General features: G+C 55.4%; 19 protein-coding genes. 9 read left to right on the top strand and 10 right to left on the bottom strand.

Annotated features, from left to right (window positions below; translation table 11 throughout):
* Window positions 1–77 precede the first annotated feature (77 nt).
* From MKZ15_RS07705 to MKZ15_RS07695, 3 genes are all read right to left on the bottom strand, one after another.
* On the bottom strand, window positions 78–266 hold the full coding sequence (locus tag MKZ15_RS07705) for a hypothetical protein (RefSeq protein WP_036624401.1): 189 nt from the start codon (window positions 264–266) through the stop codon (window positions 78–80).
* 203 nt (window positions 267–469) lie between these two features.
* Complete coding sequence (locus tag MKZ15_RS07700) at window positions 470–964, bottom strand: phosphatidylglycerophosphatase A (RefSeq protein ID WP_155604943.1); 495 nt, start codon at window positions 962–964, stop codon at window positions 470–472.
* A 582-nt stretch (window positions 965–1,546) separates the two neighbouring features.
* The gene (locus MKZ15_RS07695; protein ID WP_339821038.1) at window positions 1,547–5,329 is read right to left on the bottom strand and encodes a DNA polymerase III subunit alpha; all 3,783 of its coding nucleotides are present in this window, start codon (window positions 5,327–5,329) and stop codon (window positions 1,547–1,549) included.
* A 159-nt stretch (window positions 5,330–5,488) separates the two neighbouring features.
* Between MKZ15_RS07695 and MKZ15_RS07690 the strand changes: the two genes are divergently transcribed.
* From MKZ15_RS07690 to MKZ15_RS07680, 3 genes are all read left to right on the top strand, one after another.
* Complete coding sequence (locus MKZ15_RS07690; protein WP_059046083.1) at window positions 5,489–5,818, top strand: YtrH family sporulation protein; 330 nt, start codon at window positions 5,489–5,491, stop codon at window positions 5,816–5,818.
* Window positions 5,815–6,315, top strand: a complete 501-nt coding sequence (locus MKZ15_RS07685) for a hypothetical protein (protein ID WP_155607179.1) — start codon at window positions 5,815–5,817, stop codon at window positions 6,313–6,315. The genes MKZ15_RS07690 and MKZ15_RS07685 overlap by 4 nt, the downstream gene beginning before the upstream one ends.
* Window positions 6,316–6,535: 220 nt before the next feature.
* Complete coding sequence (locus MKZ15_RS07680) at window positions 6,536–6,835, top strand: YtpI family protein (RefSeq protein WP_155607178.1); 300 nt, start codon at window positions 6,536–6,538, stop codon at window positions 6,833–6,835.
* Window positions 6,836–6,891: 56 nt separating this feature from the next.
* Here MKZ15_RS07680 and MKZ15_RS07675 read toward each other — a convergent pair whose 3' ends face one another.
* Entirely contained in the window at window positions 6,892–8,226 is a 1,335-nt protein-coding gene (locus MKZ15_RS07675) for a DRTGG domain-containing protein (RefSeq protein WP_155607177.1), read from the bottom strand.
* 52 nt (window positions 8,227–8,278) lie between these two features.
* Window positions 8,279–9,001 (bottom strand): YwiC-like family protein, encoded by a 723-nt coding sequence (locus MKZ15_RS07670; RefSeq protein WP_213621968.1) that lies wholly within the window; start codon window positions 8,999–9,001, stop codon window positions 8,279–8,281.
* A gap of 228 nt (window positions 9,002–9,229) precedes the next feature.
* Between MKZ15_RS07670 and MKZ15_RS07665 the strand changes: the two genes are divergently transcribed.
* From MKZ15_RS07665 to MKZ15_RS07655, 3 genes are read left to right on the top strand one after another with little or no spacing between them, the layout of a single operon-like run.
* On the top strand, window positions 9,230–9,463 hold the full coding sequence (locus MKZ15_RS07665; protein WP_155607176.1) for a DUF2249 domain-containing protein: 234 nt from the start codon (window positions 9,230–9,232) through the stop codon (window positions 9,461–9,463).
* A gap of 17 nt (window positions 9,464–9,480) precedes the next feature.
* A complete protein-coding gene (locus MKZ15_RS07660) occupies window positions 9,481–9,840 on the top strand; it encodes a hypothetical protein (RefSeq protein ID WP_155607175.1) in 360 nt (119 codons plus the stop codon).
* Window positions 9,841–10,077, top strand: coding sequence for a DUF2249 domain-containing protein (locus MKZ15_RS07655; protein WP_155607174.1), 237 nt, complete (start codon window positions 9,841–9,843; stop codon window positions 10,075–10,077).
* Window positions 10,078–10,149: 72 nt separating this feature from the next.
* On the opposite strand, the gene MKZ15_RS07650 is transcribed toward MKZ15_RS07655, so the two are convergent.
* Both MKZ15_RS07650 and hemG read right to left on the bottom strand, forming a co-directional pair.
* On the bottom strand, window positions 10,150–11,256 hold the full coding sequence (locus MKZ15_RS07650; RefSeq protein WP_155607173.1) for a TIGR04053 family radical SAM/SPASM domain-containing protein: 1,107 nt from the start codon (window positions 11,254–11,256) through the stop codon (window positions 10,150–10,152).
* Window positions 11,247–12,686 (bottom strand): protoporphyrinogen oxidase, encoded by a 1,440-nt coding sequence (gene hemG / locus MKZ15_RS07645; protein ID WP_339821032.1) that lies wholly within the window; start codon window positions 12,684–12,686, stop codon window positions 11,247–11,249. Before hemG ends, MKZ15_RS07650 begins: the two co-directional genes overlap by 10 nt.
* Window positions 12,687–12,859: 173 nt before the next feature.
* Between hemG and ilvB the strand changes: the two genes are divergently transcribed.
* On the top strand, window positions 12,860–14,578 hold the full coding sequence (gene ilvB / locus MKZ15_RS07640) for a biosynthetic-type acetolactate synthase large subunit (protein WP_339821031.1): 1,719 nt from the start codon (window positions 12,860–12,862) through the stop codon (window positions 14,576–14,578).
* Between the two features lie 109 nt (window positions 14,579–14,687).
* Here the strand turns inward: ilvB and MKZ15_RS07635 are convergent, their stop codons facing one another.
* The 3 genes from MKZ15_RS07635 to MKZ15_RS07625 all read right to left on the bottom strand — a co-directional run bounded on the left by MKZ15_RS07635 (window position 14,688) and on the right by MKZ15_RS07625 (window position 17,065).
* Window positions 14,688–14,981 (bottom strand): hypothetical protein, encoded by a 294-nt coding sequence (locus MKZ15_RS07635; protein ID WP_193418199.1) that lies wholly within the window; start codon window positions 14,979–14,981, stop codon window positions 14,688–14,690.
* Between the two features lie 138 nt (window positions 14,982–15,119).
* Window positions 15,120–15,464, bottom strand: a complete 345-nt coding sequence (locus MKZ15_RS07630) for a YlbF family regulator (protein ID WP_155607169.1) — start codon at window positions 15,462–15,464, stop codon at window positions 15,120–15,122.
* A 437-nt stretch (window positions 15,465–15,901) separates the two neighbouring features.
* Window positions 15,902–17,065: a DUF445 family protein gene (locus MKZ15_RS07625; protein ID WP_193418201.1), complete on the bottom strand. Its 1,164-nt coding sequence runs from the start codon at window positions 17,063–17,065 to the stop codon at window positions 15,902–15,904.
* A gap of 240 nt (window positions 17,066–17,305) precedes the next feature.
* Between MKZ15_RS07625 and MKZ15_RS07620 the strand changes: the two genes are divergently transcribed.
* Window positions 17,306–18,673, top strand: a complete 1,368-nt coding sequence (locus tag MKZ15_RS07620; RefSeq protein WP_193418203.1) for a YheC/YheD family protein — start codon at window positions 17,306–17,308, stop codon at window positions 18,671–18,673.
* A gap of 38 nt (window positions 18,674–18,711) precedes the next feature.
* A complete protein-coding gene (locus MKZ15_RS07615; RefSeq protein WP_339821029.1) occupies window positions 18,712–19,824 on the top strand; it encodes a YheC/YheD family protein in 1,113 nt (370 codons plus the stop codon).
* Window positions 19,825–19,838: the final 14 nt, after the last annotated feature.

Here is a 19,838-nt window from a genome sequence, read left to right as displayed (position 1 = left end):
AAGTCTATAAAGCCCAGTCGACCCTATGAACCCGCACTTCCAGGCCTTATCTGCAACTAGGAATCTCGAATCCCCTGCTAAGGATGCAAAATCGAATTCAACACTTCTTGCACTTCTTCCAATTCCCCGGAAGGAACCAGAATCTCAAACTGCTGTTTGGATAAATTAACAGGACGTGTTTGGACGAGAAAGCCTTCTTCGGTGAGTTTCGTCTTGATCATATCCGCAACTTTTGCGGTAGGCGCGATATACATAACAGTCCACATGCCCTTTTCAAAGCCCCCTAACCTAATCTTTGAGCCCGTATAATAGAGTAATGATAACATAATTTTCAAATTTCCCGCAACAAAAGGAAAACCGCGCCGTAAGCGGCCCGGTGCAGGGAATTGCCGCAGGGCCCGGCGCTTCTTGTAGAAGGAGCGCGGGCCTATCGGCGGGGGCTGGGCGCTGTTTTCTTTTTCTTTTTCGCTTAAGAGGAACTAGGAGGGTAGGTAGCGGCTTGCTCGTGCTTATGGGCAATTCGGGCGGAGGCGGCGGCCGCGAGACCCGCAACCAAGTCGTCGAGAAAGACGTGAATGGAATCCCCGCGATGATTCAACTTCCCGATGATTTCCGGTTTGACCTTGTCCAAATAACCAAAGCTTGTAAGTCCGATCATCCCGAACACGCTCGTAATGCCCAGCGCCATCGTCTCATCCACCCCGTACAGCGGCTCGTCGGCCTCCATGATGGCTTGCAGCGGTTCCGGAAGCTGCTTCTGCTCAGCCAGCTCGTCGAGGGCAATCCCGGTGAATAAAGTATATTGGACTTCTCTTTTTTGCAGTACGGCCTTCACGCTCTCCAAACATTGGTCCAATGTCAGATCATCATGATACGCGGTTTGCAGCGCATGAACAATTTGAGCAATATCCTCTAGCTTCACTCCGCGGCGCAGCAGTTGCGCTTCCGCCAATTCATAAGACATACGCATCTTCCTCCCCTGATTCCGAGTACAACGCCGCTGCCTGTTTAGATTCGATGCCTGACGCGCTGCCGGAATCCGCTCTCGGGCGTTCTTGCCCGGTTCTTGGTTTTTCGTGTTTCTAAGTGTATGCACGATCCTTCGAAAATGTTCGTTCAAACTTGTCCGGAACCAAATGCAGTGATCCCCTGGGCTATGTTTAAGTAGGCCGATCGACAATTGTTGGCGGAGGAATATGTGGATAATGGAGGTGTTGGTCGCTGGCGCTAGCGGAAGGGGCCGATCGCTGGTGCTGACGGATGGTACTGATCGCTAGCGCTAGCGAACGTGTGGATCATCGAGCTCTAACGGACCGTAGCGACGCTATTTGACTATTTCCCGGTTATTTCCCAACGTAACGGACTCCACAGCCCTTATTGGGCACGATTCGGGAAAGAGCGGGCGGTTTGCGGGGAAATAACGTCTCTCAGGTCCGTTATTTTGACTAGTCCGACGTATCCAAAGAAATAACGTCGCTGGAGTCCGTTACAGCCATAAAAAAACCGGTCCTGCAACAAGTGCAGAACCGGTTAGGCATGGCGCAAATCATCTAATCTTGACCGTGTCGGAGCCAAGCATCCGCTCCATTTCTTCGATCAAGGCGGGCGAAGGCTTGATGCTGTAGCGCTCCGTCAAGGCCAGCAGCTTACCGGTGCTTTCGTAGAAGAGCACCGTCGCGACCGGGCCGGGATGCTGTTCCAGCAGCAGCTTGAGCCGCTCGAGCAGGCGCGCGTTCTCCGCCGCGGCCGTGATCTTGATGAAGACGCGCTGCGCCGGCGTCTTCTCCTGCTCGCGCCGCGCGCCCGGCGCAGGCGCGGATGGCGGCGCCGCCGCGGCCGGCGCAGGCGCGGATGGCGGCGCCGCCGCGGCCGAAGCGGCCGGCCGTGCGGCGGCGCCTGGGCCTGCGGCGCTGGCGGGACGTTGCCCGCCCGCAGCGCCCGCAGGCGCTCTCTCGGCCGCGCGAGGCCCCGCGGCCGCACCGCGTGCGCCGCCTTTGCCACCGGCAGCGGCGGCGCCTGCCCCGCGCCCGCGCGCCAAGCCGCGGCGCAGCTGGGCCAGGCTTTGCTCGCTCAGCGGTGCCACCTCGTCGGCCAGCAGCTTGAAGCCTTCGTCCTGCTGCTGGACGACGCCGCGCAGCGCGAGCAAAGCCCCTTTACTGACGTGGGCGGCCGAGCGCCGCCACACTTCAGGGAACAACACGACCTCGCAGCGTTCGATCTGGTCTTCCAGCTCCATGAACGCCATCGCTTTGCCCTGCTTGGTCGTGATCGTCTTCACGGACACGACCATCCCCGCCACGACCGCGCGGGACTCATCAGGCGCTTCGGCCAAGTCCATTAGCCGTTCTACGCCGTCTCCCTCCAGAAGAGCATCGAAATCATCCAGCGGATGGCCGGACAAATACAGCCCCAGCAGCTCACGCTCCAGGTCCAGCTGCTGCCCGGCCGTAAACTTCGGCACGTCCGGATATTCGATATCCCAATTTGGCGACTCTACAAAATCAAACAGTTGAATCTGCAAATCATCCCGTTCTTTCCGCCATTTCAGCGCCGCTTCGACTGTCTCGTCCAGCATTGCCAGCAATTGCGCGCGATGACCCGGCAAGGCATCAAACGCCCCGCCTTGAATCAGCGACTCGATCACCCGCTTATTGCAGGTCCGCAAATCCACCCGCCGGCAAAAATCGAGCAAGCTGTCGAACGGACGCTCTTTCCGTTCTTTCAAAATACTTTCGATCGCCTGGGTCCCGACGTTTTTGATCGCGGCCAGGCCAAAGCGGATCACGCCGAGGCTCGGAGCCTCCGGTTTGGCGGCACCGTCCTGCGAACCGCCGCCGACCTCTACGACCTCAGCGGATCCAACGCTTGCCCCCGCCTGCGGCGTAAACAGCACATTGCTCTCGTTCACATCCGGCGGAAGCACGACGATGCCCATCCGACGGCATTCCACAATGTATTCCGCTACCTTCCGATGGCTGCCGGTCACGGCGGTCAGCATCGACGCCATAAACTGCACCGGGTAGTGCGACTTGAGGTACGCTGTTTGGAAGGCCAGCACGCCATAAGCAGCCGCATGGGCGCGGGGAAAGCCGTAGTCGGCAAATCGGACGATCATGTCGTATACCGCGTTCGCCTCGGCTTCACTATAGCCCTGCGCCACGCTGCCGACGACGAAATGGCTTCGCTGCTCGTCGAGCACCTCGCGTTTTTTCTTGGACACCGCCCGACGCAGCAAATCGGCTTCACCCAGCGAAAAGCCCGCCATTTTGGAAGCGATCTGCATGATTTGCTCCTGGTACACGATGATGCCGTACGTATCTTTCAGGATCGGCTCAAGATCCCGGTGCGGATATTCCACGCCGATCTGCCCATGCTTGCTGGCGATAAATTTGGGGATGAACTCCATGGGACCCGGACGGTACAGCGCATTGACGGAAATGATGTCCTCGAATGCCGACGGCTTGAGCTCCTTCAGCACCCGCCGCATGCCCGTGGACTCCAGCTGGAACACGCCGGTCGTCTCTCCGCGGCCCAGCATCTCGTACGTTGCCGGATCGTCGTCCGGAACAAGCCGGAAATCGGGTGCGCTGCCCGCCTGCTCCTGGACCCAGTTCATGCAACGCTCGATAATGGACAAGGTGCGCAGCCCCAGAAAATCCATTTTAAGCAGGCCGATCGCTTCCAGGTTCTCCATGGAGTATTGCGTAAGCGCCGTACGCTCGCTGCCCGCCTGCAGCGGGACGGCATCGGTCAACGGGTCTCGCGAAATCACAACACCGGCGGCGTGAGTCGAGGCGTGCCGCGGCATGCCTTCCACTTTTTTCGCCATATCCAGCAGCCCCTTGACCCGCTCGGACCCGTCATACATCGCTTTCAGGTCCGGGCTTTCCTTCAGTGCACGTTCAATGGTCATCCCTAGGTGTCCCGGAATCAGCTTCGCCACTTTATCCACTTCACCAAAAGGCACATTCAGCGCCCGCCCCACGTCGCGGACCGCCGCGCGAGCCGCCATCGTCCCGAAGGTAATAATCTGGGCGACATGCTCTGCCCCGTATTTTTCGACCACATATGCAATGACCTCATCCCGCCGCTCATCGCTGAAGTCGATATCGATATCCGGCATCGTCACCCGCTCCGGGTTCAAAAACCGTTCGAAAAACAGTTTGTATTTGATCGGATCCACATCGGTGATTCGCAGCACGTAAGCGACCAAGCTGCCCGCGGAGGATCCCCGGCCCGGTCCGGTCGCGATCCCATTACGGTGAGCAAACGCGATAAAATCCCATACGATCAAGAAATAATCGGAGAAGCCCATATTGGCAATCGTCTCCAGCTCGTAACGCAGCCGCTGTTCCAGCTTCTCCCGCTCTGCCGGATCTTGCCAAATGTCCAGTTGACCATAACGTTCAACCAATCCTTGCTCACACAACTCCGCCAGGTAACTTCCCGCGGTTTGTCCCTCCGGAATCGGACGGTATGCCGGTAAAATATGCCGGTCAAACTCCAGCTCCAACTCGCAGGAATCGGCAATTTTCGCCGTATTGGCATACGCCTCCGGCAAATGGGGAAACAGCAAGGCCATTTCCGCGGCAGTTTTCAGATAAAGCTGATTGGTATGCATTTTAAGCCGGTCTTCGTCATCCACCGTTTTACCCGTACCCACGCAAATGAGCACGTCCTGCACCTCTGCGTCCTGTTGGCTCAAGTAATGTGCGTCATTGGTGACCACAAGCTGCGCCCCGATTTCCCCGGCCAATTGGACGAGTTGCGGATTCACTTTCTTCTGCTCGGGGATGCCATGGTCCTGAAGCTCCAGGTAAAAATCCTCGCCAAACGCCGCCTGATACCGGAGTGCGGCTTTTTTCGCTTCCTCATAATGGCCTCTCAGCAGATGGAAAGGGACCTCTCCGCCTAAACAGGCACTAAGACAGACCAGGCCTTCACGATGCCGTTCGAGCGCGTCCCAGTCGATTCGCGGCTTGTAATGGAAGCCCTCAAGGTGACCAATGGAGCTGAGCCTCATCAAGTTGCGGTACCCCGTCTCATTTTTGGCCAGCAAAATCAAGTGATGAATCGGCTGGTCCTGCCGGCTTCCCCGTTCCTTGCGCGAGCCTGCCGTAAAATACACCTCGCAGCCGATGATCGGCTTGATGCCGTGCTTTTTACACAATTTATAAAAAGGAACCGCGCCGTACATGACCCCGTGATCCGTCAGCGCCAGCGCCTTCATGCCGGAGGCCGCGGCCTTGGCAACGAGGTCCTCGAGCCGGGCGGCCCCGTCCAGCAAGCTGTATTCACTATGTACGTGCAAATGAACAAAGCTGTCCATGCGATCCCTTCCTTTCGGATTTATTTCACAAACTAAGCCAAATCAGGTTCAACCGTCGACTTTTGAACTACCTTTATTGAATATTTTATCATACATGGCTAGGCCTCGCCCATAGACTGGTAGAAAGACCGGACAAACCTCGGAAAGGGGCAAACGCGCATGAGTACGTTTTTGACCAAAGCGGTGATGGATTTCTTTATCGCCTTCGGGATCGTGGTGGGGGGCGCCATGGTGGGCGGCATCGGTGCCGTCGTTTCACTCCAACCGCCAACGCACACGATGCTGGACATCGCCGACCGCATTAAAATATGGGCGCTCGCCGCTGCCGTAGGCGGCACGATCGACCCGATGCGGGTCATCGAGAGCAATTTTTTTGACGGGAACCTGTCTCCGGCCATCAAACAAATCTTGTACCTGCTGTTTGCCTTTCTCGGTGCGCATATGGGTTCGGAGCTGGTGCGTTGGATGTGCGGGGGAGGCCGAGGATGACCGAAGAGGCGAAACAGCCGAAGCTTACGGGCTTCCGCAGGTTTATGCAGTTTACCGCTGTGTTTATCCTCGGCATGGTCATGGGCAGCATCGTCTACAACGTGATCTATCAGACAAGCTACAATTTGCTTTGGATCCAGAACAAGGATCTCACGATCCAGCTGCATCAGGCAGAAGAGGATATCCGGACATTAAAAAAATACAACAACCGCTCGACCGTCATCAAAGAGATTAAGGTTCGCGTGGAGGAACGAGATCCCCCGCTCGATTCGCTCGCGGTTAAAGAGGTGGCCGAGCAGCTTCATAACGAGTTGGAGGTGCTGCGGGGCCGCAATATTTTCGATATCGACTCCGATGCCAAAATGGCCCGAACGCTGTTGAACCGCAAAATCTATGTCGTGCGCGATAAGGAGTATAGTATTCAGATCAAAACGATGTTGGTGAGCGATGGGGTGCTGCAGGTTTGGGTGGATATGAGGCCCTATATTCGTCTCTAGCAAATCATGCTAAAATAGAGGTAATCTTGGATTCACCATTTTATATGATTTTTCATATAGAAATGGGCCAAAATTGTTAAAAAGACCAATTCTATATGAAATTTCATATAGAATATAGATATTTTGGCTTTTGAGCGCGAATATATATGATTTTTCGAACACAATCCTGCGGGGAGGCTATCCCCCTAACATTATGTTTATAAAGGAGCTAGTTGAATCAATGATCCAAACCATCCAATACGTTCTTTACGCTATCCTGATCATCTGCTGCGTGGGCTCGGTCTTCTTCAGCTTCAAGTCGCGGCGTTCGCTCGATCCGCAAACGCGGGGGATGGCGGCCGCCAAAATGAACATCTTTATGGGCGTGATGCTGATCATTCTGGCCCTCATTCAAATGTTCATGTTTAGCGGTTCGACGCTGCGGGTTGTCATCGGCGCCGTGTTTATGGTGCTGGGGGCATTCAACATTTTTGCCGGCATCCGCAACCACGGCTTGTATGCAAGGCAGAAACAGGGATAACCTCGGCCGCTCCGCCGTTAGCTATCCCCGTCCCCTGTCGCTTACCTATCCCAACCTCACGCGTGGTCGATCGACTGCAACGTCATGACCGCCTTGGAGATGAGGGAGTCCTGATACGTCAACATGATCTCCAGCTTACAAGCCCGGCGGCTCATCTCCAGCAGCACAGGAGTGATGACGATCGGGTTTTCAATTTGCACCGGACGCACGAAATAGGTGGTGATATTGTCGACGACAAAGTCGCCGCCGCTGGTGTCCTTGGCCGCGCGAAGCCCCGCCTGGGTCATTAGCGAAGTCAGAACCCCGTGCGAAATCGTCCCCAAATCGGTGGACATCTGCGGCGTAATCATTCCGCGGAAAAATAACTTCCCCTCTTCGTCCCGCTCCTCGGCAAACCCATTCCACATCAAATGCTCAAACGTTTCGCCTAGCTGCGGCTGATTGCGCACGTCCCGCATGGCCTGCAGCACCTCACGACGCGTCACCGACGAGACCAGCTTCCGATTGCGGTCGACAACGGGCAAGAAATCGATTCCTTCCCATACCATGATTTGCGCGGCGGAAGCCAGCGATGTCTGCAGGCCGACGGTAATCGGATGGCGAGTCATACATTTCTCGATGGACTGGTCGCCGCTAAGCTCCTCGACATTCTTTCGGCTGACGATCCCGATGACCCGATTCCATTCATCCACAACCGGAAAATGCTGATTTCCCGTCTCCAATGACAACTGGTCAAAATCGGAAATGTTGCTCGTCGCCTTCAGCATATTCACCCGCGGCTTGCGGCTGACGATGTCTTCCACGAGCATGATTTTCTTCTTGATCAAGCGGTCAAACAACGCGCGGTTAATCATGGAAGCGACGGTAAACGTATCATGACGCGATGAAATGATCGGCAAAGACAGCTTGTCCGCCAAAGCCTTGACCTCGCGGCTCGTCCCGAAACCCCCGGTGATCAGCACGCCGGCGCCTTGCTCCAGGGCCAGCGAATGGGCATTGTCGCGGTTCCCGATAATCAACAGGCTGCCGGCGTCGATGTATCTGGCCATGGCATCGATTTTCATCGCACCGATGACGTATTTGTTCAGCGTTTTGTCCAAACCTTCCCCACCGCCGAGTACATGGCCCTCCACGATGTCCACCACGTCGCCAAAGGTTAACTGGTCGGAGATGTTCCGCGGCTTCTTCTCTACGCGAACGGTGCCGATCCGCTCCTTCGTAATGACGATCCCCAGGTTCTCCGCTTCCTTTACCGCCCGGTAAGCGGTGCCTTCGCTGACGCTCAGCGTTTTGGCCAGCTTGCGTACGGATATTTTCGTCCCGATCTTCAGTCCTTCGATATGCTGGAGCAGCTGTTCGTGTTTTGTGACGCTTTCCTCCGGTCCCTCCAACTGTTATACCCCCCTGCCCGAATCTGTACTATTCTGTATTCATTATACACCTTCAAGCGTAGGTCATCCAGACGGCGGCAAGAACGATAACAGAATAGACAATTTCCAGCATACCGGACGGTTTCGCGGTGATTCCTGTCCGTGGGAACCAGACCGCCCGTGCCAGCAATACCACTGCAGCCAGTCCCAATGCCGGAGACAGAAGCCAGAGCCCCAGAAGCGCCAGGACCAGATGGTAGGCTACGGAATAGGCATAGAATCGCTTGTTGTTCCGTTCGCGGATAATCGTTTTTACATAAAAGGCGGTTCCGATGAAGTACGCCGTGCTGATCAGGAACAATTCCATAGCCAGCCGGAGATCGGTCCCTCCTCCAAGTTTGTAGGAGATAAATACCATCAGGCTGAATTGCACGATAGCGGCAATATCGTTCAGCAAAGCGCGTTCTCGCTTTCGCTTGGCATAGAGGGCATTAATCGCAAACAGCGGAACGAAGAGGAGCGCCATTAGCAGAACGATGGGACGGAACAGAACCAAAGCGGCCGCCGCAGGGACTAACAGCGCACCATAGAACAGCACCGGTTTGCGGAAGCGGGCCGCTTTTCCCGTCCGAATCCACTGCAACAGGGGAAACATCAGCAAATAGATCAGAAGCCAGCAAACAAACAACAGTCCGTGAATCGCCCCGGGGGTAGAGGCGAGCATCCCGAACAGAAACGGAACGACCAGCATCGCCCAGGCTCCGTGCTGATTGGGAATATAATCTCGGATTCGCACGTCATTGGTTCCTCCTTCATCTTCGAGTAAAGCCTAAATTACGGACATTATAATCAGTTGGCCTAAGCATCCCAGTGACAGGAATCACTGGAACCATGGCGTCTTCCGGACAAATCCAAACAGAAATTTTCACCGGCAATTGACTTGTGACTGATATCACAATCATTCTGCTTCCCGTTGATATAATGAGGTCGAATCGTTAAATTTTTAACTTTAGGAGGACTTCACATGAGTCAATTCAAAGCTACTGTCAACGCTACCGAATATCCGCCGCAGCTCAAGCATAAGACGATTTTTGCCGCTTACAATTCCTTGGAGCCGGGGGAAGCCATGCTGCTGATCAACGACCATGACCCGGTGCCGCTCCGTTTTCAGTTCGAAGCGATGCATCCCGGCGGTTTTACTTGGGAGTACATTGAGCAAGGGCCCGAGATGTTCCAGGTGAAAATCGGTAAAAATTAAAGCAGGGGGAATGCCCTATGGCTACGATTACGGTTATCGATGACAAGACGATCCAAATCGCCGTGGAACTGGAGGATGCCTTGCGCATGATTCAGGAAGCGGAGAGCAACCTCGAGCGGTACGCGGGTGAGATCCTCACGATCGCCGAGAAAATGCCGGAATTTCAATACACGTATTTCTGTTTCTACGCCTATGACACCGCCACCTTGTTTGAAAAAATGTTAGGGATCGATCCGAAGCAGTATTTGTCCTTCTCGCTGGATGCGCCGGACTCGTTCTTCTATACCCTTTACGGCGGCATGAAAGGACTTAGCGGTGCGGCACGGCTGTGCCAAGCGTTTGCAACCGAACGGACCGACGTGGAGGTGAATGTGTAAATGGCAGACCGCATTGTTGAACTCGACGTTCGCCCGTTTCTTCGCCGAGGCGAGGAACCGTTCAGTGTGATCATGGACACGGTCGGGAAGCTGGAAAAGGGCGAGACTTTCGTTCTGCACGCCACCATGAATCCCGTCCCGCTTCTAAAGGTGCTTGAAGGTAAGGGCTACAGCCATGCTTCCGAGCAATTGGCTGAGGATCATTGGAAAGTGACATTTGAACCTCTTCCATCCTAATGCCCATCCGTTGGATTTACAAGAATGAAAAGGAGGCCGATCGGCCTCCTTTTTTGCATTGCGTGATTTTGCTCACGGTTGATCGTGACTGTTGTAGCCCCGAGGAATGTAGGAGCAGTACGGATCGCTTTCCAAATAATCGCCGGTTACCGCATAGGCCCTTGCCCTGGAGCCGCCGCATAGCTCCTTGAATTCGCAGGCTCCGCACTTGCCCTTAAGCAAGGATTTATCTCTTAACTGCTGCAAAATCGGCGAATTTCGATAGATTTCCACCAACGAAGTATCTCGGACATTTCCGCAATTCACCGGCAGAAAACCACTCGGATACACCTCGCCAATATGGCTGATAAATACGAATCCGTCTCCGTCGTTTACGCCTTTAGGCGATCGGCCGAGTACATCCTTTCGTTTGGGCGTTGCCGAGCCCCCCTCTACGGAAGCGGCGATTCGCCTCTGCTGCTGCATGAATACCCGGCGGTAATGGGGCGCTTCCGTCGCTTTAATGCCGTAAGGCATCTCCCGTTGCAGGTTCGCCAGCCAAATCATCACCTGCTCATGCTCTTCCGGTGTAATCATGTCTTTCGTCATTCCCCGCCCCGTTGGTACAAGGAAGAACACGCTCCAGAGCACCGCCCCCATCCCTTTGACCGTTTCCGCAATTCGCGGCAGATCGTTCAGGTTATAACGGGACACCGTCGTGTTGATCTGAATCGGAATCTCCAGCTGTTGTAAATAACCGATCCCTCTGGTCGTCATCTCGAATGAACCCGGTGTGCCGCGGAAATGGTCATGGATCTCCGCCGTCGAGCCGTCTAGGCTAAACGCCCAGCGAGAAAGACCAACCTCCTTGGCTTTGCTTACGGCGGAGAAGGTAACCCTCGGCGTGGCACTTGGGGTCATGGAAACGGGCAATCCCTTCTCATGGATCGCATACCGCGCCAGGTCAAACAAATCCGGTCGCATGAGCGGGTCTCCCCCCGTAAATACAAAAAGCGGATCGTCCATTTCCGCGATTTCGTCGATAAGCTTCTTGCCTTCTTCGAAGGTCAGCTGTCTGGGATCGGGGTGATATTGAGCTTCCGCCCGGCAGTGCAGACATTTCAGCGCACAGGCTCTCGTCACTTCCCAAATGACGATAAAGGGATTCACGTTATAATCTTTATGCTGAATCAGTTGCATTTCGATTCATCTCCCAACCAAGTTAACACCGCTTCCGCCGCTTCCTTCCCTTGACGAATGCAATCGGGGATCCCCACTCCGCCATACCCCGCTCCGCACACCATAACGCCGGGCATCACCTGCTCCAATTCGGCACGAAGCTCCTTCAGATGCTCCACATGACCAACCGGGTACTGCGGCATCGACTCCGGCAAAGCCGACATTTCGCAAAAGAGCGGTTCGGCTTCGATCCCCATCAGATCCTTAAGTTCAGCAGCCACGCGTCGACGGATCTCCGTCTCCGGCAGCTTCGTCCAGGCCTGGTCTCCCAAGCGGCCGATATACGCACGGAGCAGCACGCGTCCTTCCGGTGCCGTGTGCAGCCACTTGGAGGACGTCCACGTAATTGCCGTAACCATCCGCCCTTCCCCGCGCGGAATCAACACGCCGGAACCGTCCAAATCATGCTGGATCTCTTGTCGCCGGTAGGCAAAAGCCAGATTCGCGACCGAGACGTAACGGATCTTTTCCAAATAGGCCGCTGTTCGAACCTGATCCTGAAGTAGCCGGGCCGAGGCATAGGCCGGGGTTGCCAGGATGACGGCGTCCGCCTCCAAACGTTCGCCCCCAGATAGCTCCAATTCGTAGCGTCCCGCTTTCTTACTCATCCCGTCTACCGCTTGTCCCGTTATGACCTGCTCGCCTTGAAGCGCAGCGGCTAAACCGTACGTAAGCACGTTCAATCCGCCCTCCAGCGTCAAAAACATGCTGTTATGCCCCCCCTTAGGCATTTCCTCTCGCGGCTTGGGGGAAGGTTGTTTTTTGCTCGCCAAGAGACCGAGAATCAAACTACGATGTTTACGCTCCATCTCCATAAACTGGGGGAACGTTGCTTCCAGGCTAAGCTCCGCCGTATCCCCGGCATAGATGCCAGCTAGCAGCGGCTCGGTCAGGTTCTCCAGCACTTCACGCCCCAACCGTCGGTGAATGAAGCCGCCAAGCGATTCATCCCCGCCGCCGCGTCTGGCTGGTAGCACGAGGTCTAACGCGGCGCGCAGCTTGCCGGCCGGCGACAGCAGGCCGGTCTTCACCAATGGCCACATTTGCGTAGGAATACCGAGCATCAGCCCTGGCGGCATCGGGTGAAAGCGGCCATGATGCACAATGTAGTTCTTTTTGGCTAGCGGATTCGTTCCCACCAGCAAATGCTCTAAACCCAATTCCTTCGTCAACTCCAAAACAACGGTTTTCCGCGCGATGAATGAATCGGGGCCTTGCTCTATCGTAAAACCGTCCCGACGCAAGGTGCGAATGTTCCCGCCTAGCCGGTCCGTTTGCTCTATAATCGTTATTCCGGCGTCGATCCCCCGTTCGCGAAGCCACTTCCGGGCGTAATAAGCCGCGCTCAACCCGGAAATCCCCCCGCCGACCACCGCAATGTTTCTGCTCATGATTAGGTTTGCCCTCCTTTGAGCGGCGTGACTCTCCTGCGAGTCCAACCGTCTCATCATTGAATTCCTAGTAATCGTAACCCCTTGATCCGCGCCGTTTTATGACTGGAATCACTCCAAATGCAAACCCCTCGCGATAAAATGGTCAAAATTCCACCGGGAGGTAAGTTTAAATGAACAACATCCATGAAACCAAGTTACCCACCGCCAAAAACGGAGCGGAGCTGCTGATCGAGTGCTTGCGTGCGGAACAGGTCGACACGATCTTCGGATATCCCGGCGGTGCGGTCATTCCGATCTACGATGCGCTGTACGATTGCCTAGAAATCCATCATATTCTAACCCGGCATGAGCAAGCCGCCGTGCATGCGGCGGACGGATATGCCCGAGTCACGGGACAGGCCGGGGTCGCGCTCGTCACCTCCGGGCCAGGGGCGACAAATGCGGTCACGGGTATCGCTAACGCCTATATGGACTCGGTCCCGATGGTTGTGCTGACGGGTCAGGTTTCCACCGACCTGATCGGTCGGGACAGCTTCCAGGAGGTCAATATTTACGGAATGACGATGGACGTGACCAAACATAATTATTCCGTGATGGACATCCGCGATTTGCCTCGAATCGTCAAAGAGGCTTTCCATCTCGCGGTCACCGGGAGACCTGGGCCTGTGCTTATCGATCTGCCCAAAAACATCATGACCGCCCGTACAGACCAAAGGCCCGCCATCGAAGTTCATATTCGCGGATACGAACCCCAATCCGAGATCAGCGAAGAGGCCGTGCGGCTCATTGCCGGCAAGATCGAGTCCTCCCGCCGCCCGGTCCTCGTGGTAGGCGGCGGCGCAGCGGCATCCGGCGCCGCCGAGCAGCTGCGCCAGCTAGCGGAAACTGCGCAAATCCCGGTTGCCACTACGCTGATGGGCATCGGCGCCTTCCCGTCCCGCCATCCGCTCTATCTCGGGATGCTGGGAATGCACGGCACCTATGCCGCGAACCGAGCGGTCCATCATGCGGATTTGCTGATTTGCCTCGGCACGCGGTTAAACGATCGGTTATCCGGCAATGCGAAATCGTTCGCCCCTAACGCCTGGAAGATTCATGTGGACATCGATGATGCCGAGCTGGACAAGAACATTCCAGTGGAGCTTAAGCTCTGCGGGGATATCGGAAAGTTGCTACGGAGGTTGAACGCTTACGTGAAAGGGCCCGAGAAGACCGATTGGCCGGAGGAAACGGCCGGATGGCAGAGGAAGGTGCCGCATTATAGCGATGAGGCTGCAGGATCGTTGAATCCACAGGAGGTCATTCGGCTGATCGATAAGCATACCCAAGGTAACGCGGTGGTGGCAACCGATGTCGGGCAGCATCAAATCTGGACCGCCCATCACTACCGGTTCTCCCGCCCCCGATCCTTCCTCACTTCGGGAGGTTTAGGTACGATGGGCTTCGGCTTCCCGGCTGCGATTGGCGCGGCCATTGCCCTGGGCGGGCCCGCCGCCCCGCCGGTCGTCTGCATCACTGGGGACGGCAGCTTCCAAATGAATCTGCAGGAGATGATGACGGCCGTCGATTACGGCTTGCCGGTCAAAATCGCCATCCTAAACAATGGCTATTTGGGGATGGTCCGGCAATGGCAGCAGTTGTTCTATGAACGACGATATTCCTCCGTGCACATCACATCCCCCGATTTTGTCGCTTTTGCCGGCGCATACGGGGTTCCCGGGCTCCGGGCGCAGACGCCGGAAGAAGCCGATGCGATCATCCAACAGGCGATGGCCCTCCCCGGCCCCGTTCTGATGGAATTTAATGTTCGGGAAGAGCAAAACGTGTATCCGATGGTTCCGCCGGGAGCAGGCAACGATCAAATGCTGACCGGCGACGGCGAGAATTAGTGCCCCCGGCAAGTACAAACGTAAAAAGGGACTGTCCTGGAAGAATGGTGATCTTCCAAGACAGTCCCTGTCCATTTTCTGGCCAGCCGTCAGTTCCGTTGCCTGCCACTTATGCATTTTCGCCGCGTTTGCCGTCCTCCTGCCATTGGAGCTCCCATTCACGGTATTTCGCCCGCCGGATTCGATCCAGCTCGCGTTGCTTCTCCTCCCCTACGCCTAAGAGGAAATGCAGGTGCGCCCCGATCACGAGGAACGCAAACCCTGCCCACACCGCGCCAAACAGCGACACCCAACCAGCTCCAGGTTCAAAAGAAATCATAGGCAGCGCATATATGAGCATCGCCAATGCCAGAATCAGATAAACGACATGCTTCCATTTGCTTGGTTTTTTTACGGTTTTCATCTTCCGCAGCTCCTTTATTTCATAGATTACGAGATATGAGATTCGGTTCGTTGTACCTTGTCTCTTCTATCTCTATGAACGGAGCTGAAGGAATATGATAGAAACTTGCAAATGGAGGATACGAACGGAAACGGGGATTTAGATCCCCGAGCCGTACAAGTGAGCTAGACTATCCGTAATAATTTTGTTGACGTCCTGAATGATCACACTTAGGCGACGTTCGGCGTCAAACAAACGACGGATATTAAGGTTCAAGCTCAGCACCTCGAACTGTTTCTCCATCCGTTCCATTTCTTCCTGCGACGGCATTTCTCCAGTCATCATTCGTTGCTGCACTTCATTTTGGCGAACCCGGAATTCATCCAGCATCCGTTTGCTCTCGGGATCAGCATCCACCAGCTTCATCGCGGCTGTAATTTCGTTAACCTCTGGGCTATCCTTCAAGGCAGCCGCCAGTTCATGCGCTTTGTCGTAAATGTTCATTGATAAACCTCCAAATTTTATTTTAGGGTATAAGCAGCCTTAGGGCAGGCCTGCTCCGTACTATATTGGGCGAACGATGTAACACCCTGGGCTAATGTCGCAACAACAACAACAACAACAACAACTACTACTACTACTACTTACGCTAACGCTGATCAGGATGCTTATTTGCCCAATAATCAAGGGTTTCCACATGTAACGCGGATCAGACACCTTATTGGGTTGGAACGACCCCCGTTTTATGCAAAAATCGGGAAATAAGCCTTACAGCAAGCGTTAGAATTTTCTTTTCCTCTTTTCGGCTCAAATCGCGTTCCTCATAAGCGTTAGACAAAAGATTCGTTGTTGTTACATTGTCACTACTACTACGCACGCGCCATGGCAAGCCCGATCTTGCAGCCCGGGCGGTTCAACAGGCAGTTTTCCGCCCTATCCCCCTATCCCATCCACAGCATCAGCAGCGACTGGAATAAACCGATAATTCCGCCAAGCAATACGCCGAGCCAGGTAATGGCGCGAAATTCCTTGCCCGAGACGCTGAGGATAACCTCCTCCAGGCGTTCCACCGGAAATTTCTGCACCTGCTCCTCGACGAGGCCCGGCAAATCAACCGCCTGCATCGCCGCGGGAATTCCCTTGGCGATGAGGCGCAGCAGCCGCTCCGTCAGCACCGGAACCATCGCGATGACCTGCGTTTTCCACGGTTCGATCAACGAGCGGAGCGGCAGATTCTCCGCCTGCTCCAGCCACCGTTCCAGCGGCAGCTGCTCCAGCTTGCCGCCTAACCAATGAAGCGCCTCCTCGCCGGTCAAAGCGGCTAACAGTTCCGCCACCGGCTTCTCGCCGTACAGCTCCAGACGGGATTCGATCGCCCGGGCCGTTTTGCTCACGGCCTCTTCGCCGCGCAGCGCTTGAACGAGCGCCGGGGTCATTTTTTGCACCAATTTATCCTCATCCATAAAGATCGCGGCCATCGTACCGAGGAATCCGCCCGCCTTGTCCATCATCCCTGCCGCCATTCTCGACAGCATTCGCTGTCCGCTGGCAGACAACAGTTCCTCCTCAACAACGCCCAATAATGCTCCGGCCAGCGCGGCGCTCCAGGCCTTACGGTTCTCTTCGGACCATCCGGGAACAAGCCGCTTTAGCGGCAGCTCCCCCAGTTCCGAATGTTCCCACAGTCGAGTCAAACCCCGCATGGCCGTTTCTCTAACCCCGGTCGCCAAGCGAGTTTTCAGCGCTTCATATTCCGCCTCGCTCCATACGCGCATCGCGGCTTGCCGCAGCGTCGACTCGCTGGAGCCTAGGCGTTCAACGATGCCGCGCAAGGCGTTATCCGCCTTGCTCCGGAACTCTGGGCGCTGCACCGTTTCCTGCAGCCCTTCGGCTGTCACGAGATACTCCGCCACGACCTGACCAAGTGACTCGGCGATATCATCGCGGCGTTTCGGAATGAGTCCCGGCGTAAAGGGGACGTGAAACTTACCAATATGTATGGGGTTGCGCGGATGGAACAGCATTTTAATCGCAAAGTGATTGGTGACACCGCCAACAAAAGCTGCCACTGTAACGCTTACCAACACGTAAAGCCAATCGGGCATCCTTCCTCCACCTTCTTTCTCTTAGGCTGCCGCCCTAACTATCTCCCGCGAAATCCGCCCTCGGACCGCGCCCGGCAAGGAAAAGGACGGTTCATCCCTTCGCCTTAGGGCCGCCGAAAACGGGCATAGGTTAATCACCAAGGATTCTATGTCCTCATATGATGCATTACACGCATTTAACGCAGATGATCTTTACTTGCATCCAAGACTCTAGCTTAGCTTGGAAGGAGATCCGCATTCATGCCCTCCAAAAAAATTACGGTACAAATCATGAGTCCGGGCATTCTTGAAGACGACATTCTCGTGCTTGGAGACATGCTGATCAAACAATGGAAAATCCCGACGCATCTTCCGCTTCTGCTCACCTTCGGATCATTCCGGCACCGCGTCAAAGTTATTCCTTTATCCAGATCCGACGGAGTTCGCATGAGTTCCAGTCTAGCAAGCAAAATGGGGATCCCGCCGCGATCGTCGCTGCGTCTCATCTACCGGCCGCATTCCTCCACCCTTCAATTGGGTCCGCTGCTAGGCATACTGCTCAGCCAGGACTTCCCCGGCAATCCGGAAAGGCCGTTTGGCCAGATGACCTTGTTCTGTAAGGAGCTCGTTAACGCCTGCTCGCGCCAAGGGGTTTTCGTTTACTTCTTCACGCCTAAACACATCGGCACAAGCACAGGTCAGGTCTCGGGCTGGGTCTATGGCAACGGGTGGAAGCAAACCCATCTGCCTGCCGCAGACGTCTTCTATAACCGGCTGAATTCGCGGAAATTGGAGAATAAACCTAGCGTACAGCATTTTATGAAAGAAGTAAAATCCCGCTACGGGAGCCATTTTTTCAACGAAAAATATCTCGACAAAACCGAAGTGTTCGACGCCCTGGGTCGAGACACTTCCGTGCAGCGCTACTTGCCGGAATCCCATCTGTTCCGTAATTACGCCATGCTGAAAGCAATGTGCGCCAAATATCCGGTCGTCTTCCTGAAACCGATTAAAGGAAGCCTAGGCAAGGGGATCATCCGCATTTCGCGGCTCGAAGGCGGAGCCTTTCAGACGTTAACCGCCCAGGTTGGCGGCACGCGGCGGCAGGTTTACCCGAATCTCAACAAAGTATTTACATCGCTCTCCGGCAAAATGAAGGCGACCCGCTACCAGATCCAGCAGGGGCTTCATTTGATCGAGGTGGATCATCGGCCGGTGGATTTTCGTGCGCTGGTTCAGAAGAACATCTCCGGCAAATGGAACACGACCTCCATTGTGGCACGGATTGCCGGAAGTCAGCATTTCGTCTCCAACCTGGCCCGCGGCGGTACCCTCAGCACGGTGAAAGACGCGATCGCCCGCAGTTCGCTGCCGCAAGGGGTTAAAGGTAAAGTCGCCGCGAAGCTGAAGAAAGCGGCCCTGGATATCGCCCAGAGTGTCGATGCGCAAATTCCGGCCCACTTTGGGGAGTTCGGTATCGATTTGGCCGTAGAAACAAGCGGCCGGGTGTGGCTGCTGGAGGTCAACTCCAAGCCATCCAAAAATGACAACACCCCAATGGGCGAAGGCAAAATTCGACCTTCGGTTAAGCAAGTGATTGAATACACCCGTTATTTGTCCGGCTTTTAAACGTAACCCTTAGGGCCTCTTGGAAGGAGGGATTCCGCATGAACAAGACACCACAAGGGACCATTGGGATCCTAGTCGCCGAAAGCGACGGGCCATATCCATTCGCGGAAGCCGCGTTCTGTCGCAGATTATGCCATATCGGTGAAAAGCAGGGCCTCTCTGTAATGGTCTTCTGCTTAGGCTGGATCGCATCAGGGAATGCCGTTGGCATTCCGTCCTACACCTTTGAACATGGGACCTGGATTCGCAAATGGTCCCCCAGGCCGGACATTATTTACGACCGCTGCCTAACCCATGACCGCAAACAACAGCTGCGCAAGCATCGCCTGCTCGAGCGGTTGGCCACCGAGCATCCCTTCGTCTACCTGGCCCGAGGGCTCGCGGGCAAATGGGTGGTCTACCAAGCCCTGCTCGAATGTCCGGAGGTCGCCGAGCATTTGCCAGAGACGGTGCTTTATCAAGGGCAGGTCCAGCTGGACAAATGGCTGCAAACCCATGACGGTGAAGCGTTCTTGAAACCTCGTAACGGAACGCATGGAAAACGGACGATGCATGTCAAATGGCTTCCGCCCCGCGATGAAGTCAGGGTGATGGGCCGGAGCGGACGAAATACGATGTTTCGGCGCCGTTTTCTCACCAAACAAGCCGGGCTCGATTGGGTTGACCGATTTACCGGAAGACGCCCCTTCCTGATTCAGCCGTATTTGCAGCTGAACAGCTCAGAAGGCGAGCCATTTGACGTGCGTGTCCTCATGCAGAAGAATGCCAAAGGCGAATGGAGCTTGACGGGGATGGCGGCACGCGTCGGTCGTAAAGATTCGCTTACCTCCAATCTGCATGGAGGGGGTACTGCCCACCGGGCGCTGCCTTTTCTCATCCGAGAACTCGGAGACCAGGGCGGCAAAGCCGCTGAAGCAGCGATCCGCAAATTGTCACTCTTGATTCCGGCCTATCTGGAGACCCGTTTCGGCAGGCTGGCGGAACTGGGCCTTGACTTCGGCGTAGACCGCCAAGGCTGCGTTTGGGTGCTGGAGGTCAACTCCAAACCGGGGCGCTCCTCGTTCTTTCGGATCGGCGATCCGGAAACCGCCAGAAGGTCGCTGGAGAATCCGATTGGCTATGCCCGCTATTTACTGCTGAGCAAACCCTGATCACTTTTAGGAGG

The organism is Paenibacillus sp. FSL R7-0216 (assembly GCF_037969915.1).
Classification (GTDB): domain Bacteria; phylum Bacillota; class Bacilli; order Paenibacillales; family Paenibacillaceae; genus Fontibacillus; species Fontibacillus rhizolycopersici.
Note: the sequence above shows the minus strand (reverse complement) of the source record. Positions and strands in the feature narration are given on the sequence as shown.

Coding starts and splice junctions, on each gene's coding strand:
- MKZ15_RS07650 (WP_155607173.1), bottom strand. CDS start 11,256: ATGCAACTGATTCAGCATAAAGATTATAACGTGAATCCCTTTATCGTC.
- ilvB (WP_339821031.1), top strand. CDS start 12,860: ATGAACAACATCCATGAAACCAAGTTACCCACCGCCAAAAACGGAGCG.
- MKZ15_RS07620 (WP_193418203.1), top strand. CDS start 17,306: ATGCCCTCCAAAAAAATTACGGTACAAATCATGAGTCCGGGCATTCTT.
- MKZ15_RS07655 (WP_155607174.1), top strand. CDS start 9,841: ATGGCAGACCGCATTGTTGAACTCGACGTTCGCCCGTTTCTTCGCCGA.
- MKZ15_RS07680 (WP_155607178.1), top strand. CDS start 6,536: ATGATCCAAACCATCCAATACGTTCTTTACGCTATCCTGATCATCTGC.
- MKZ15_RS07660 (WP_155607175.1), top strand. CDS start 9,481: ATGGCTACGATTACGGTTATCGATGACAAGACGATCCAAATCGCCGTG.
- MKZ15_RS07615 (WP_339821029.1), top strand. CDS start 18,712: ATGAACAAGACACCACAAGGGACCATTGGGATCCTAGTCGCCGAAAGC.
- MKZ15_RS07630 (WP_155607169.1), bottom strand. CDS start 15,464: ATGAACATTTACGACAAAGCGCATGAACTGGCGGCTGCCTTGAAGGAT.
- MKZ15_RS07690 (WP_059046083.1), top strand. CDS start 5,489: ATGAGTACGTTTTTGACCAAAGCGGTGATGGATTTCTTTATCGCCTTC.
- MKZ15_RS07625 (WP_193418201.1), bottom strand. CDS start 17,065: ATGCCCGATTGGCTTTACGTGTTGGTAAGCGTTACAGTGGCAGCTTTT.
- MKZ15_RS07695 (WP_339821038.1), bottom strand. CDS start 5,329: ATGGACAGCTTTGTTCATTTGCACGTACATAGTGAATACAGCTTGCTG.
- MKZ15_RS07700 (WP_155604943.1), bottom strand. CDS start 964: ATGTCTTATGAATTGGCGGAAGCGCAACTGCTGCGCCGCGGAGTGAAG.
- MKZ15_RS07665 (WP_155607176.1), top strand. CDS start 9,230: ATGAGTCAATTCAAAGCTACTGTCAACGCTACCGAATATCCGCCGCAG.
- MKZ15_RS07635 (WP_193418199.1), bottom strand. CDS start 14,981: ATGAAAACCGTAAAAAAACCAAGCAAATGGAAGCATGTCGTTTATCTG.
- MKZ15_RS07685 (WP_155607179.1), top strand. CDS start 5,815: ATGACCGAAGAGGCGAAACAGCCGAAGCTTACGGGCTTCCGCAGGTTT.
- MKZ15_RS07705 (WP_036624401.1), bottom strand. CDS start 266: ATGTGGACTGTTATGTATATCGCGCCTACCGCAAAAGTTGCGGATATG.
- hemG (WP_339821032.1), bottom strand. CDS start 12,686: ATGAGCAGAAACATTGCGGTGGTCGGCGGGGGGATTTCCGGGTTGAGC.